Annotated in this window: 11 protein-coding genes; 3 read left to right on the top strand and 8 right to left on the bottom strand. The window is 73.9% G+C overall.

The features are described 5' to 3' along the window. Positions 1–60: 60 nt before the first annotated feature. On the bottom strand, positions 61–1,818 hold the full coding sequence (recN, locus tag AC5L30_RS32215) for a DNA repair protein RecN (RefSeq protein ID WP_494872008.1): 1,758 nt from the start codon (positions 1,816–1,818) through the stop codon (positions 61–63). 89 nt (positions 1,819–1,907) lie between these two features. Between recN and AC5L30_RS32210 the strand changes: the two genes are divergently transcribed. Further along, entirely contained in the window at positions 1,908–2,927 is a 1,020-nt protein-coding gene (locus AC5L30_RS32210) for a helix-turn-helix domain-containing protein (protein WP_494871981.1), read from the top strand. A gap of 80 nt (positions 2,928–3,007) precedes the next feature. On the opposite strand, the gene AC5L30_RS32205 is transcribed toward AC5L30_RS32210, so the two are convergent. The 5 genes from AC5L30_RS32205 to AC5L30_RS32185 form a co-directional block, all read right to left on the bottom strand. Then, the gene (locus AC5L30_RS32205; protein WP_494871979.1) at positions 3,008–6,727 is read right to left on the bottom strand and encodes a S8 family serine peptidase; all 3,720 of its coding nucleotides are present in this window, start codon (positions 6,725–6,727) and stop codon (positions 3,008–3,010) included. A gap of 158 nt (positions 6,728–6,885) precedes the next feature. Next, positions 6,886–7,770 (bottom strand): NAD kinase, encoded by an 885-nt coding sequence (locus AC5L30_RS32200; RefSeq protein ID WP_091407282.1) that lies wholly within the window; start codon positions 7,768–7,770, stop codon positions 6,886–6,888. Positions 7,771–7,879: 109 nt separating this feature from the next. Then, positions 7,880–8,740 (bottom strand): TlyA family RNA methyltransferase, encoded by an 861-nt coding sequence (locus tag AC5L30_RS32195; RefSeq protein WP_494871977.1) that lies wholly within the window; start codon positions 8,738–8,740, stop codon positions 7,880–7,882. A gap of 38 nt (positions 8,741–8,778) precedes the next feature. Next, a complete protein-coding gene (locus tag AC5L30_RS32190) occupies positions 8,779–8,961 on the bottom strand; it encodes a hypothetical protein (RefSeq protein ID WP_494872007.1) in 183 nt (60 codons plus the stop codon). Between the two features lie 119 nt (positions 8,962–9,080). Beyond that, complete coding sequence (locus AC5L30_RS32185; RefSeq protein ID WP_494871975.1) at positions 9,081–9,683, bottom strand: phasin family protein; 603 nt, start codon at positions 9,681–9,683, stop codon at positions 9,081–9,083. Between the two features lie 111 nt (positions 9,684–9,794). Here AC5L30_RS32185 and AC5L30_RS32180 point away from each other — a divergent pair, with 111 nt between their 5' ends. Beyond that, on the top strand, positions 9,795–10,133 hold the full coding sequence (locus tag AC5L30_RS32180; RefSeq protein ID WP_030334914.1) for an SCP2 sterol-binding domain-containing protein: 339 nt from the start codon (positions 9,795–9,797) through the stop codon (positions 10,131–10,133). Positions 10,134–10,150: 17 nt separating this feature from the next. Here the strand turns inward: AC5L30_RS32180 and AC5L30_RS32175 are convergent, their stop codons facing one another. Next, positions 10,151–11,182: an HAD-IIA family hydrolase gene (locus tag AC5L30_RS32175; RefSeq protein ID WP_494871973.1), complete on the bottom strand. Its 1,032-nt coding sequence runs from the start codon at positions 11,180–11,182 to the stop codon at positions 10,151–10,153. Beyond that, positions 11,179–12,135, bottom strand: coding sequence for a tetratricopeptide repeat protein (locus AC5L30_RS32170; RefSeq protein WP_494871971.1), 957 nt, complete (start codon positions 12,133–12,135; stop codon positions 11,179–11,181). Before AC5L30_RS32170 ends, AC5L30_RS32175 begins: the two co-directional genes overlap by 4 nt. Between AC5L30_RS32170 and AC5L30_RS32165 the strand changes: the two genes are divergently transcribed. Further along, positions 12,070–14,073, top strand: a complete 2,004-nt coding sequence (locus AC5L30_RS32165) for a hypothetical protein (protein WP_494871969.1) — start codon at positions 12,070–12,072, stop codon at positions 14,071–14,073. The two genes, AC5L30_RS32170 and AC5L30_RS32165, sit on opposite strands and share 66 nt — an antisense overlap. Positions 14,074–14,230 lie beyond the last annotated feature (157 nt).

Raw genomic sequence — 14,230 nt, 5'->3', positions numbered from 1 at the left:
CCTACCCAGGGAAGCACACACCGGCACAAGCCGGTGTGCTTGCGCTCACAATACGCGGCGTCACAACCGCCTTTCCTTGGCGGCCACGGCCAGAAGCTCCTCGGCGTGGGCGATACCCAGATCTGAATCGGGCAAACCCGCCAGCATGCGCGCCAACTCCCGGGCCCGCTCGGTGTCCTCCACCACCCGCACCCCGCTGGTCGTCACCGCGCCGCCGGTGTCCTTCGCCACCACCAGGTGCCGGTCGGCGAAGGCGGCCACCTGCGGCAGGTGCGTGACCACCAGCACCTGATGGCTGCGGGCCAGCCGGGCCAACCGGCGGCCGATCTCCACCGCCGCCTGACCGCCGACCCCCGCGTCGACCTCGTCGAAGACCAACGTGGGCGGGCCGCCCGAACCGGCGAACACGACCTCGATGGCGAGCATCACCCGGGACAGCTCACCGCCGGAGGCGCCGCGCTGCAACGGCAGCGACGGCGCGCCCGGATGGGCCAGCAACCGCAGCTCCACCTCGTCACCGCCGTCCGGGGTGACACCCACCTCGACACCGTTGACCGCGAGCGTCGGCTCGGCACGCCCGGCCGGACGGGGCAGCACCGCCACCTCGATCCGCGCGTGGGGCATGGCCAGCCCGGCCAACTCGACGGTGACCTGGTCGGCGAAGCGGATCGCCGCCTCCTGCCGGGAGGTGGACACCCGCCCGGCCAGGTCGGCCACCTCGACGGCGAGCCGCTGACCCTCCCGCTCCAACTCGTCGAGCAGGTCGTCGGACATGTCCAGATCGGACAGTCGGGTGCGCGCCCGATCGGCCCAGGCGATCACCCCGTCGACGTCGTCGGCGTACTTGCGGGTCAACGCGCGCAACGCCGCCCGCCGCTCGTAGACGTGCTGCAACCGGGCCGGGTCCGCGTCCAGCGTCGCCAGGTACGCCGACAGCTCCGCGGACACGTCGGTGACCAGCGTGGCCGCCTCCTCCAGGCGGGCCGCCAGCTCACCGAGCGCCGGATCGGTGCCGGACTGCGCCTCCAGGGTCCGCCGGGCGGTGCCGAGCAGCGCCGCCGCGTCCGGGGTCTCGTCGGCGGCCTCCGCGCCACCGGCCACGCACTGCTGGGCGATCTGCGCGGCCGTCCGCAGGCCCTCGGCGTGCTCCAGCCGCTGCGCCTCGGTCTTCAGCTCGTCGTCCTCGCCGGGCTGCGGATCGACCCGGGTGATCTCGTCGAGGCCCAGCCGCAGCAGGTCGGCCTCCTGGTTGCGCTCGCGGGCGTTGCGCCGCCGATCGGCCAGGTCGTCGACCACCCGACGCCACCCCGTGTACGCCTCACGCAGCGCGTCGAGCAGCTTCTCGTGTGCGGGGCCGGCGAACCGGTCCAGTGCGGCCCGCTGCTCGGCCGGGCGCAGCAGCCGCAGCTGGTCGGACTGGCCGTGGACGGCGACCGCCTGCTCGCCGACCTCACCGAGCATCGACACCGGCATGCTGCGGCCACCGACGTGGGCGCGGGAGCGCCCCTCCACCGTCACCGTGCGGCTCAGCAGCACCGCGCCGTCCTCGTCCGGTTCGCCACCGGCCTCGGTGATCCGCGCGTGCACGGCGTCGGCGACCCGCCCGTGCAGCCGCAGCCGCCCCTCCACCACCGCCCGGCCGGGTTGGGCGCGGACCCGCCCGGCGTCGGCCCGGCCGCCGAAGAGCAGGCCGAGGCCGGTGACCACCATCGTCTTGCCCGCACCGGTCTCGCCGGTGATGACGTTCATGCCGCCGGTCAACGGCAGCGTGGTGTCCTCGATGACGCCCAGTCCGGTGATGCGCAGCTCTTCCAGCACAGCCACCGACAGTAGACGCGAGGCCCGACACTTGACCAGCCGACGGGCCCGGACAGGGCCCGTACCCGGCCGACGTACAGTTCTGCCCCGTGTTGGACGTGATCGGCCTGACCTCGGCTGAGGAGGAGCTCTACCGCTGCCTGCTCCAGCTCACCACGGCCCGCATCGACGAGTTGGCCGGGCGCCTGCACCGGCCCCGTGAGCAGGTCGTCGCCCAGGTCGAGGCGTTGCGCGGCAAGGGCCTCGTGCAGCGCAGCGACAACGACCCGGACGCCCCGCTGCGCCCCACCGCCCCGGACGTCGCCCTCGGCGGCACGCTGCTGCGCCGCCAGGAGGACCTGGAGTCGGCCCGCCGGCTGGTCACCCAACTGGCCGAGGAGTACCGCTCCGGGCTGCGCCGACACCACGTCGACCACCTGGTGGAGGTGATCACCGGTGGCCGGGTTCTTCGGGACCGGCTGCGCGACCTGCAGAACTCGGCGCGGACCGAGGTGCTCTGGTTCTGCCGGGCCAATCCCCTCGCCATGGCCGGCCCGGAGAATGTCGAGGAGTTCGACGCGCTGGCCCGGGGGGTGAGCTACCGGGCCATCTACGAGCGTGACCTGCTGCTGGAGCCGGGCGCGTTGGCCGACCTGGCCAAGGGGGTCGCCGCCGGGGAGCAGGCCCGCATCCTGGACCGGTTGCCGGTCCGACTGGCCATCGTGGACGCCCGCACGGCCATCTGCCCGCTGGTGCCGGACCGCGACGGCGGGGAACCGAGTGCCGCCGTGATCGGTCGCAGTCAACTGCTCGACGCGCTGCTCGCCCTCTTCGAGAGTCACTGGCGGGTGGCCACCCGGCTGCGGCTCGACGACCCGCTCGCCGTCACGGCCCCCGAGGCGCGACGGCCGGAGCCGGAGGACCATCCGGGCGACGGTTACCAGCCCGACGCCGACGAGGCGCGGCTGCTGTCGCTGTTCGTGGCGGGCGTACCGGACAAGTCCATCGCCTCCCAGCTCGGGGTGAGCCGGCGCACCGTGCAACGGCGGATCGCCGACCTGATGGCCGCCGCCGGGGTGGACACCCGGCCCGGGTTGGCGTTCCAGGTGGCCCGACGCGGCTGGCTCTGACGCCGAAAGGGCCCGCCGTCGACCGACGGCGGACCCCTCAACCGGACGGGCGGGACGGCCAGGCCGCCCCGCCCTGCCGATCAGCGCAGCCCGTACGCCTGGAGCACCGTCTGGTCAACGGTGTTCCCGGCCCGGTCGGCGGCGTGCACCCGCAGCGACACCGTTCCGCGCCCCGCCGGCACTGTCGCGGTGTACCGGGTGCCCGACCCCGTGGTCGGCGCGTTACGCCAGGTGACGCCCCCGTCGAAGGAGACCTGCACCCGGACGCTGGTACCGGTCGGCGCCGGCACCCCGGCCGGCTGCCGCAGGGTCAGCCCGAGCTGGTGCGACCGGTTGCCGCGTACCGTGCCGAGCAGGTCCGCCGGCACCCGGTAGTCCACCTGGAGCAGCGACAGCGGCGTGGCGGCGTCGCCCGCCGGTCGGGCCGAGGTGAACTCCCAGGCCGTGTCGGTCCGCGTGCCGTAGCGCCACTCGGCCGAGGACCGCTGGGTGGTCACGTCCAGGCGGTAGCGGGCCGCCCCGGCGGTCGTGGGCACCGGCGCCCAGCCGTCGGAGAGGTCCGCGAGCTGCTGCCCGTTGCGGCTGACGCGCGCCGAGACGGTGTCCGACTCCTCGCTCTCGCTGGCCACGCTGTAGTGCCCCTCGGCGTCGACGAACTCGGGCACCCGCAGCTCCAGGTTGTCACCGGTGCGGGTGGGCACCGGCGCCCCGCTGGCCGGGACGGCCGGGCGGATCACCGGCGCGTGCCAGGTCTCGGTCACCCGGTCGTCGGCGGCGTAGCGTCGGGGTTGCTGGGTGAGGCCACCGGCCAACTGCCCCCACTGCATGAACATCTGCTTGTGCAGCACCCGGTGCTGCCACCAGGAGTCCCCGGCGCTGACGAACTCCTGGCGGGTGGTGCCGTTGCGGACCATCCGCTGGTCGTCGTTCCACGCGTACTCCTGCCACGGACGCCAGCCGAACCGCTCCTCGGTGGCCCAGCCCGCACCCGTGTCGCCGTAGCTCGCGGTCACCTCGGCGGTGTTCTTCGAGGTCACCGTGTGCACGACACGCTCCGGCACCCGACCCTTCGACACCTGCCACACGTCGTACAGGTAGGGGCTGTCCACGGTCAACGTCAGGTCCAGCGTCGTGTGGCGCTTCCGGACCGCCGCGATGACTTTCTGCCCGTCGTCGTACGCGACCACCATCGACGGGATCGGCAGCCGCTCCCCGGTGGGCCGCCAGACCGTCCACGCGCTCTGGTCCTCCGGCCGGACGATCAGCACCGCGGCGGCGCCGGCTGCCGCGGCGGCGGTCACCTGCTCCTCCTCCGAGCGGTTCGGGTCGGTGCTGAGCAGCACGGCAGCGCCCCGCACCCGGGTCAGCTCGGCGGGAGTGCCGGTGCCGGCCCAGACCAGCGGCAGCTTCCGCCGACCGGTCGGCGCCGGCGACGTGCCCAGCAGGTTGATGTCCGACGGACCGGACACCCCGCTGATCGTCGCGTCCACCATGGGCGCGACGAGCTGCCAACGGGAGGCGAACTCGAACTCGCCCTGGCGCACCTGGCGGGTCGGCGTGACGTTGACCTGCTGAACGGTGCTGTAGGCCATCACACCGTGGTCGATCTGCCGACCGTTGCCCAGCACCCGGTGCACGTAGTAGCTGAGCGTGGCCCGCTGCTCGCTGGGCTTCGGCGTCTCGATCCGCACCGGCGTGGCCTTGCGCGCGTCGAGCACCACGGTCAGGTCCCGGTCGACGACCACCTCCGGCTCGATGATCTGGGTCATCTGCTCGTCCAGGGGGACGCCGTGCGTGACCAGCGCGGTCAGCACGTACGCGCCCTCCTCGACCTGAAGGGTGCCCTCGCCGCCCCACGGGCCCCAGAAGTCCGACTCGGGCTGCTCACCGAAGACGGTCAACCCTGGCGAGAGGCCCGGCTGACCCTGCCGGTCCAGCAACTTGATGGTGAGCTGGTGCACGGGGCCGCTGACGGTGAGCCCGACCGGGGTGCGCACGGCGACGCCGTCCGTGCCGGTCGCCACCAGCCAGCCACCGTGCGGGCCCCGGCCCAGCTTCGCCGGGTCGGCGCGCAGCGGCACGGCCACGCTGCCGCCCGCCGGCACACTCACCTCGGAGCCGACGGTGACCCCGTCGGTCTCGGCCGCATCGGTGTCCAGGTTGCTAAGTTCCAGAGCCAACCGCAGGGTCTGCGCGGTCTTCGTGCCGTTGGTGTACGTCACGGTCCGCTCGACCGCGGTACCGCCGGTGGAGATCCGGCCGAAGTCCACGGTGGCCGAGGCGTACACCCGCTGGCCGAGCGCCCGCGCCACGTCGACCCGACCGCCACCCTGCTCGAAGACGGTCAACGCCGGGTTCGCCTTCGTGGTGCTGACCAGCGCGTCCTTGAGCTTCGCGGCGGGCCAGTCCGGGTGTTCCTGGGCGAGGATCGCCGCCGCCCCGGCCACGTGCGGGGTGGCCATCGAGGTGCCGGACGCGGTCGTGTAGGCGTCGTCCACCGGCGTACCCATGGCGGTGCCGGCGGCCCGGGCGGCGACGATGCCGACGCCCGGCGCGGTGATCTCGGGCTTGAGGCCGTTGTCGCCGAGGCGCGGGCCCCGGCTGGAGAACTCCGCCAGGTTGTCGGCGCGGTCCACCGCGCCGACGGTGAGCGCCGCGGCGGCCGCGCCGGGCGCGGCGACGGTACGCGCGGCACCCGAGTTGCCGGCGGCGACCACGAAGAGCGCCCCGGTCTCGGCGGTCAGGTCGTTCACCGCCTGGCTCATCGGGTCGGTGCCGTCGGTCGGGTCGCCGCCGAGGCTCATGCTGACCACCTTCGCGCCGGAGTGGGCGGCCCACTCCATGCCGGCGATGATGGACGAGCTGTAGCCGGAGCCACCGTCGTCGAGCACCTTGCCGACCAGCAACTGCGCGCCCGGGGCGACGCCCTTGCGTCGCCCGTCGGACGCGGCCCCGCTGCCGGCGATGGTGGCGGCCACGTGGGTGCCGTGGCCGTGCCCGTCGCGGGCGCTGCCGCTGTCGGAGAAGTCCTGCGCCTCGGCGATCCGACCGGCCAGGTCCGGGTGGGTGGCGTCGACACCGGTGTCGAGCACCGCCACCTTCACGCCGGTGCCGTCGCTCCCGGCCGCCCAGGCCGTCGGGGCGCCGATCTGCGGCACGGAGTGCTCCAGCGTCGGGCGGACCCGCGCGTCCAGCCAGATACGGGCGATGCCAGCACCCAGCCGGGGCGCGGCGGCAGTCGTGGTCCGGTTGGCCGGCGTGCCGGCGAGCGTGGTCCACAGGCCACCGAGGGCGCCCTTGCCGACCCGCAGCGCCGCGCCGTTGATGCTCTCCAGCGGCCGGGCGTCGGTGGCGCCGGCAAGCGGTTTGACCCGCCCGGCCGCCTGCTCCTGGTAACGCACGATCAGTGGCAACGCGCCCTGCTTGGCGTCGCCGTATCCGTCGGCGGCCAACTCCTGCACGTCGAACAGGTTGGCGTCGAGGGCCCCGCTCGAGACGTAGGGCAGGGCGTCGCCAGGCAGCACCCGCAGCCGGCCGTCGACCTCCAGGGTCTGGAAGATGACGCGCTCGCGCCCGGGTCCCGGGCGGACAGTGGCGGCGACCCGACCGGGTGCCGCCTGCACCAGGTCGACCTGGTCGCCGGTGATCAGGGTGACGCGGACGGGTGCCGCGTGCGGGGTGGGCGTGCCCGAGGTCGGGCCGGTGGGCCGGGCGGGCGGGTCGGCGGACGCCGGTGCGGCGACGCCGACCACCAATGCGCCGACCGCGCTGACCGCGAGCCAGCGTGGGGACCAGTGCATGCGATGCGCTCCTCTACTCCTCCAGGCCCGCCATCCGTAGATGAGGGCCGATCGGAGTCTGCGTCGGAGCGCGTCACCAGGTCACTAGTCGCCCGCCGCCGCAGCGGCGACATGTCGTCAGGTGGACAACTGTCGTCAACCGACGGTGTGCCCCGCGGTCACCGGCGGCTGCCGCGCCACCCGTGCACGGGGAGGCCGAACTTGGCCACCAGCCGGTCGGTGAACGGTCGGGGGCGTAGCCGCACGATGCGCACCGGCAGGGCGCCCCGACGCACCGTCACCCGTGCACCCGGTGGCAGGTCATAGACCCGCCGGCCGTCGCAGGAGAGCACGGCGAGGGTGGTGAACGGGTCGACGGTGATCACGAACGTGGACGTCGGAGCGGTGACCAGTGGGCGGCTGAACAACGCGTGCGCGCTGATCGGCACCAGCAGCAACGCCTCCACCTCCGGCCAGACCACCGGTCCGCCACCGGAGAACGCGTACGCGGTGGAGCCGGTGGGGGTGGCGCAGACGACACCGTCGCAGCCGTAGCGCGACAGCGGCCGCCCGTCCACGTCGACGAGCAGCTCCAGCATCTGGGCCCGCTCGCCCTTCTCGATGCTGATCTCGTTGAGCGCCCAGGACTCGATGGTCGGCCCACCGTCGAACTCGGCCGTGACGTCCAGGGTGAGCCGCTCGTCGACCGTGTAGTTGCGGCCGACGACGTCCCGGACCGCGGTGTCCAGGTCGTCGATCTCCGCCTCCGCCAGGAAGCCCACCTTGCCCAGGTTGATGCCGAGCAGCGGCGCCTTCGCCGGCCGGGCCAGCTCGGCGGCGCGCAGGAAGGTGCCGTCCCCACCGAGCGCGAAGACGATCTCGGCGCCCTCGGCGGCCTGCGGGCCGGCCACCGGCACCACACCGGGCAGGTCGAGGTCGTCGGCCTCGTCGGCGACCACCCGTACCTCGAAACCCGCGTCGATCAGGTCGGCGGCGACCGACCGGGCATGCTCCGTGCTGCGCCGACGACCGGTGTGGGTCACCAGCAGCGCGGTCCGGCTCATCGGGCCACCCACCCACGCCGGGCCGGGCGGCGTCGCGCCACCGGCACCGTCGCCTCGGCGCGGCCGCGTGTCGGCGCGTGACCCATTGCGACGCCCTCGCTGCGCGTGTTCACCCTGCGACCTCCTCCGCCGCCACGTCCGGCACGTCGCCGGTCGTCGTCGAGCCGTCCGGCCCGGCCGCCACCACGGCCCGTACCCGCTGTGGGTCGGCCGCTGGTGCGCCCCGGCGCAACCATACGAAGAACTCCACGTTGCCGCTCGGCCCGGGCAGTGGGCTGGCCGCCACGTCGGCCAGCCCGAGGCCGAGCCGCGCGGCCGTCGCGGCCACGTCGAGCACCGCTTCGGCGCGCAATTCCGGGTCGCGGACCACACCACCGGCGCCGACCCGGTCCTTGCCGACCTCGAACTGCGGCTTGACCATCAATGCCAGGTCACCGTCGTCGCGGGTGCAGCCGGCCAGCGCCGGCAGCACCAGCCGCAGCGAGATGAACGACAGGTCGGCCACCGTGAGGTCGACCTGGCCACCGATCGCGTCAGCATCGAGGGTACGGACATTGGTGCGTTCCAGAACGCGGACCCGCTCGTTCGTACGCAGCGGCCAGGCGAGCTGCCCGTAGCCGACGTCCACGGCCACCACCTCGGCGGCGTCGGCGCGCAGCAGCACGTCGGTGAACCCACCGGTCGACGCTCCCGCGTCCAGGCAACGCCGCCCGGCGACGTGCAGCCCACCGGGGGCGAACGCGGCCAGCGCGCCGGCGAGCTTGTGCCCGCCCCGGGAGACGTACTCCTCGGCCGGGTCCGCGCCGGTCACCAGGAGCGGGTCGGCGGGGTCGACCATCGCGGCCGCCTTGCGGGCGACCACGCCCCGCAGTTGGACCCGGCCGGCCTCGACCAACGCGGCGGCCTGCTCACGGGAGCGGGCCAGACCGCGGCGGACGAGTTCGGCGTCCAGCCGGTTACGACGTGCCATGGGTGGTTCTCCGGTCTGCTCAGGCCTGGTCGTCCCACTCAGGTCTGGTCGATGGTGGCGAGGGTTTCCCGCAGCGTCTCGTAGGCCGCCTCGTACTGGGCGATCTGGTCGGCGGGAGCGAGCGTCGCCGCGTTGGCGATGGCCCGCACGGCGGCGTCCACCGCCGGATGCCGCGTCTCCTCGTCCCCGAGGTCCGGCGGCGGTCCGGGGCGGGCACCCACCGGCGGACCGGGCCGGGGCGGGCCGCCGGCCGACGGGCCGGGGCGGGCCGGGAAGGAGTTGCCAGCCGGCGGAGCGGGCCGGGCCGGGAAGGACCCGCCGGGCGGTGGACCGGGGCGGGTCATTCGGCGTCGTCCGGCCGCTGCTTGCGGACCGCCTTCTTGGCGGGCATCACGGCCGGCGTCGGGACCTCCTCGTCGGCGGTCCGGCTGATCGTCGCCGGGGGCTTCCTGGCGATGGCCTTCTTGGCGACGGCCTTCTTCGCCACCGCCTTCTTCGCGACGGCCTTCTTCGCCACCGGCGCGGAGACCGGGGCACCGGCCGAGCCGTCGGACGGCACGAGACCGGTGCCGGGCTGCGCGGCGACGGTCGGGTCGGGTTGCGGCGTGGGGCCGGCGGTCGGCGCGCCGGCCGGCTCGGCGGCCCGCGCCTCCCGTAGCTGCCGTTCCAGATCGTGCACCCGTCGGGTCAGCTCGGCCACCTCGTCGGCGGTGGCCAGACCGACCGCGCCGAGGGCCCGGTCGACCTCGAAACGAACCAGCTTGGTCAGTGCCTCCCGGTTGGCGGCGCCGGTGCTGACCAGCTCCTCGCCGAGGGCCTGAAGTTGGGCGGCGGTCGCCCCGCCCGAGCCGACGAGGCGACGTGCCACGTCCTGGGCCTTCTTCCGGGGCACCTCCGCAAGGCCCATGGCCAGCTCGAGGTAGGCGCGCCACGCGTCCTGCATGCCTGAGTCCTTCCACGGGGCGGGGTTTGCAGGTGTCACGCTACCGGGCACCTCGGACCGACCCGTGCGGTACGGTGCCGAGGACGGCGTGGCGATCAGCGAGGGGGAGATGTGGCCAGCGTGGACGAGTGCCGGCAGGCGTTGCAGGAGCTGGCCGCCCGGTTGGATCGCAACGCCGAGACGGTACGCGAACGGATCGACCTGGACCGCACGCTGGCCTGCCGGATCACCGACCTGGACACCGCGTTCCACGGCCGGATCACCGGCGGTCGGCTGGTCGAGCTGACCGACGGCGACGACCCCAAGGCCAAGATCGCGCTGAGCACGTCCAGCGACGACCTGCTCGCCCTGGTCCGTGGCGACCTGGACGTCACCAACGCGGTGACCTCCCGCCGGGTGTCGATCAAGGCGAACCCGTTCGACCTGCTCAAGTTGCGCAAGCTGCTCTGACTGTTTGGCTGGCCGGGTCACGCCGCCGCGGTCAGACCGAAACTCTCCACCGCGTGGGCCGCGTCCGGGCCCACCGGACGGATCTTCGGCAGCGCCGGCGCCGGCGCCGACCAGGCCACCGCGCAGAGCGCGGCCAGGGCGTCCAGCGGCCGACCGGCCCCGGTCAGCTCCAGCGTGCCGTCCTGGTCGGTCACGGACCAGCCGCCGGCGTCCGCCGGGCCCGGGACCCGCACGGCGGCTGCCGGGTCGAAGAGCCCCGCCAGGTCCCTCGCGACGTACGTCGGACGGCGCTGCGGCTCGGCAGCCAGCAGCTCCGGCACGCCGCTGACGCCGGTGAGCACGAGCAGGCTGTCCAGCCCAGCCCGGCGGGCACCCTCGATGTCGGTGTCCAGCCGGTCACCCACCACCAGGCTCCGCCCACCGCCACTGCGTCGAGCGGCGGTCTCGAACAGCGCCGGCTCCGGCTTGCCGACCACCACGTCGGGATCCCGCTCCAGTGCCGTACGGAGCACGGCGACCAGCGAACCGTTGCCGGGCAACGGTCCCCGCCCGCTGGGCAGGGTCCGATCGGTGTTGGTGGCGATCCAGATCGCACCCGCCCGGACCGCGATCGACGCCTCGGCCAGCTCGGCCCAGCCGACCTGCGGGCCGTACCCCTGCACCACCGCCGCCGGCTTCTCGTCGGCCTGGGTGACCGGGGTCAGACCGACCGCGCGCAGCTCCGCGCGCAACGCCTCCGCGCCGACCACCAGCACCGGCGCGCCGGCGGGCAGCCGGTCGCGCAGCAACTCGGCCGAGGCGGCGGCGGAGGTGAGGACCTCCTCTGGCCGGGCCGGCACACCCATTCCGGTCAGCAGGTCAGCGACCTCGCTGGACCGGCGGGACGCGTTGTTGGTGGCGTACGCCACCGCCCGTCCCTCGGCGTGCAGCCGGGCCACCGCCTCGACGGCGCCGGGGATCGGCCGGTCGATCAGGTAGATCACGCCGTCCAGATCGAAGACGACCAGGGTGTACCCGTCGACCAGCCGCTCCCCCACGCCCGCGCTCACCGCTGCGTCGAACCCGACTCGTCGTCCCGGGCCGGCACGGTCCCGTCGGTGTCCGCCGCGTCGTCGGACGTCACGCCGCTGTCGCCAGCGGTGTCCACGTCGGCGTTGCCGCTCTCGGTGGGGTGACGGTCCTCGTCCTCGCCGTCGAAGCCGTCGTCGTCGCCGGGACGGCCGACAACGACGTCCTCCTCGTCGTCGTCGAAGTCCTCGTCGTCGTCTTCGTCGTCTTCGTCATCATCGTCATCGTCATCGTCATCGTCATCGTCATCGTCATCGTCGTCGTCGCCGGTCAGGTCGGCGTCGGGTCGGGCCGGCACCGCGCCGGGAGCGCCCGGGCCTGCGGCGATCTCCTCGGCGGCCTCGTCCTCGTCGTCACCCTCAATGACCACGCCGTCGAGTTCGAGCAGCCGCTCGGCGGCGTCGGTCTCGCCCTCGGTGTCCACGTCGGCAGCGCGGGAGAACCACTCGCGGGCCTCCTCGCGCCGACCCACCGCGAGCAGCGCGTCGGCGTACGCGTACCGCAGCCGGGCCGTCCACGGCACGGTGGCCTCACTGGTGAGGTCCGGGACCTGGAGCATCGCGACCGCGGCGTCCTTCTGCCCGAGGTCGCCTCGCGCACCGGCGGCGACGATCAGCAGCTCGATCGCCACGGCCTGGTCCAGCTTCTCGCGGTCCGCGCCACGGAACAGGTCGATGGCCCGCTCCGGCCGGCCGAGAGCCCGCTCACAGTCCGCGAGCACGGCCAGGTGGCTCTGCAACCCGCTCATCCGGTGGTACGTGCGCAGCTCGGCGATCGCCGACTGCCACTCCCCCGCGTGGTACGCGGCCAGGCCGACCGCCTCACGGACAGCGGAGATACGCGACGCGAGCCGCCGGGCGGCCAGCGCGTGCGCCAACGCCTCGGCCGGGTCCTCGTCGATCAGCTGTCCGGTCGCGACCAGGTGCCGGGCCACCGTCTCGGCGACCGGCTTGTTCAGCGAGAGCAGTTCAGCGCGGACGTCCTTGTCGAGGTCGGTCGCGACGATGTCGTCCGGCAGCGCCGGGGCGGAACTACGCCCACCCTCGAACGACTCGGAGCCACCCGCACGGTCGTCGCGACGGAACTCCCCCTCGCGACGCGGCCGCTCGTCGGCCCGGAAACCCCCGGTACGCTCGCCGCCCCGGAAGCCACCCTCACGGGGAGCGCCCGAGCGCGAACCGTCCCGGTCACCACCGCGGAAGCCACCCTCACGACGGTCGCCGCCCCGGAAGCCACCCTCACGGGGGGCGCTGGAACGCGAACCGTCGCGGTCGCCGCCCCGGAAACCACCCTCACGGCGGTCGCCGCCACGGAAGCCACCGTCGCGATCTCCGCCGCGGAAGCCACCCTCGCGCGGCGGGCCGGAGCGAGTGCGATCGCCACCCTGGTAACCGCCCTCACGACGGTCACCACCACGGAAACCACCCTCACGGTCACCACCACGGAAGCCACCCTCACGGGGAGCACCCGAGCGCGAACCGTCCCGGTCACCACCCCGGAAACCACCCTCACGGTCGGCACCCCGGAAGCCGCCTTCGCGGCGGTCGCCGCTGCGGAAGCCTCCGTCGCGATCTCCACCGCGGAAGCCACCCTCACGGGGGGCGCTGGAACGCGAGCCGTCGCGGTCGCCGCCGCGGAAGCCACCCTCGCGCGGCGGGCCGGAGCGAGTGCGATCGCCACCCTGGTAACCGCCCTCACGACGGTCACCACCACGGAAGCCACCCTCACGGGGAGCACCCGAGCGCGAACCGTCCCGGTCGCCACCCCGGAAACCACCCTCACGGTCGGCACCCCGGAAGCCTCCGTCGCGATCTCCACCACGGAAGCCACCCTCACGGGGGGCGCTGGAACGCGAACCATCGCGGTCGCCACCCCGGAAACCACCCTCACGACGGTCACCACCACGGAAACCACCGTCGCGATCTCCACCACGGAAGCCACCCTCACGGGGGGCGCTGGAACGCGAACCATCGCGGTCGCCACCCCGGAAACCACCCTCACGACGGTCACCACCACGGAAACCACCGTCGCGATCTCCACCACGGAAGCCACCCTCACGGGGGGCGCTGGAACGCGAACCATCGCGGTCGCCACCCCGGAAACCACCCTCACGACGGTCGCCACCGCGGAAACCACCGTCGCGGTCACCACCACGGAAGCCACCCTCGCGCGGCGGGCCGGAGCGAGTGCGGTCGCCACCCTGGTAACCGCCCTCACGACGGTCACCACCACGGAAACCACCCTCGCGCGGAGCGCTGGAACGGGAGCTGTCCCGGTCGCCACCACGGAAGCCACCCTCGCGGCGGTCGCCACCGCGGAAACCACTGTCACGGTCGCCGCCACGGAAGCCGCCTTCGCGTGGAGCACCGGAACGGGAACCGTCCCGGTCGCCGCCACGGAAGCCACCCTCACGGGGAGCGCCGGAGCGGAAGCCGCCTTCGCGTGGAGCACCCGAGCGGGAACCGTCGCGGTCGCCGCCACGGTAGCCACCCTCACGGGGAGCGCTGGAACGCGAACCGTCGCGGTCGCCGCCCCGGAAACCACCCTCACGGGGAGCGCTGGAACGCGAACCGTCGCGGTCGCCGCCCCGGAAACCACCCTCACGGGGAGCGCTGGAACGCGAACCGTCGCGGTCGCCGCCCCGGAAACCACCCTCACGGGGAGCGCTGGAACGCGAGCTGTCCCGGTCACCACCACGGGAGCCAGAGTCGCGGCCGCCGGCGTATCCGCCTCGGGCGCCGCCGCCGCTGTCGCGGTCTCCCCGGTACGGGGGCCGGTCTCGATCATCGCGGCGCGGGCCGCGGTCGCGTCCGCCCGCACCGTCAGTACGGTCTTCGTAACGACGGGGACGGTCTCCGCCCTGCGGTCCTGAACTCACAGGTACATCCTTCCTGATTGCGCCACCAATGGCGCTACGCAGTCGAGGGCCGACCCGGATGGGGCGGCCCTCGACTGGAAGATTGTCCGGCGGCGTCCTACTCTCCCACACCCTCACGAGTGCAGTACCATCGGCGCTGGAGGGCTTAGCT

The sequence above is a fragment of the Micromonospora sp. BQ32 genome, from assembly GCF_059358895.1.
This window is presented reverse-complemented; position numbering and strand designations above follow the sequence as displayed.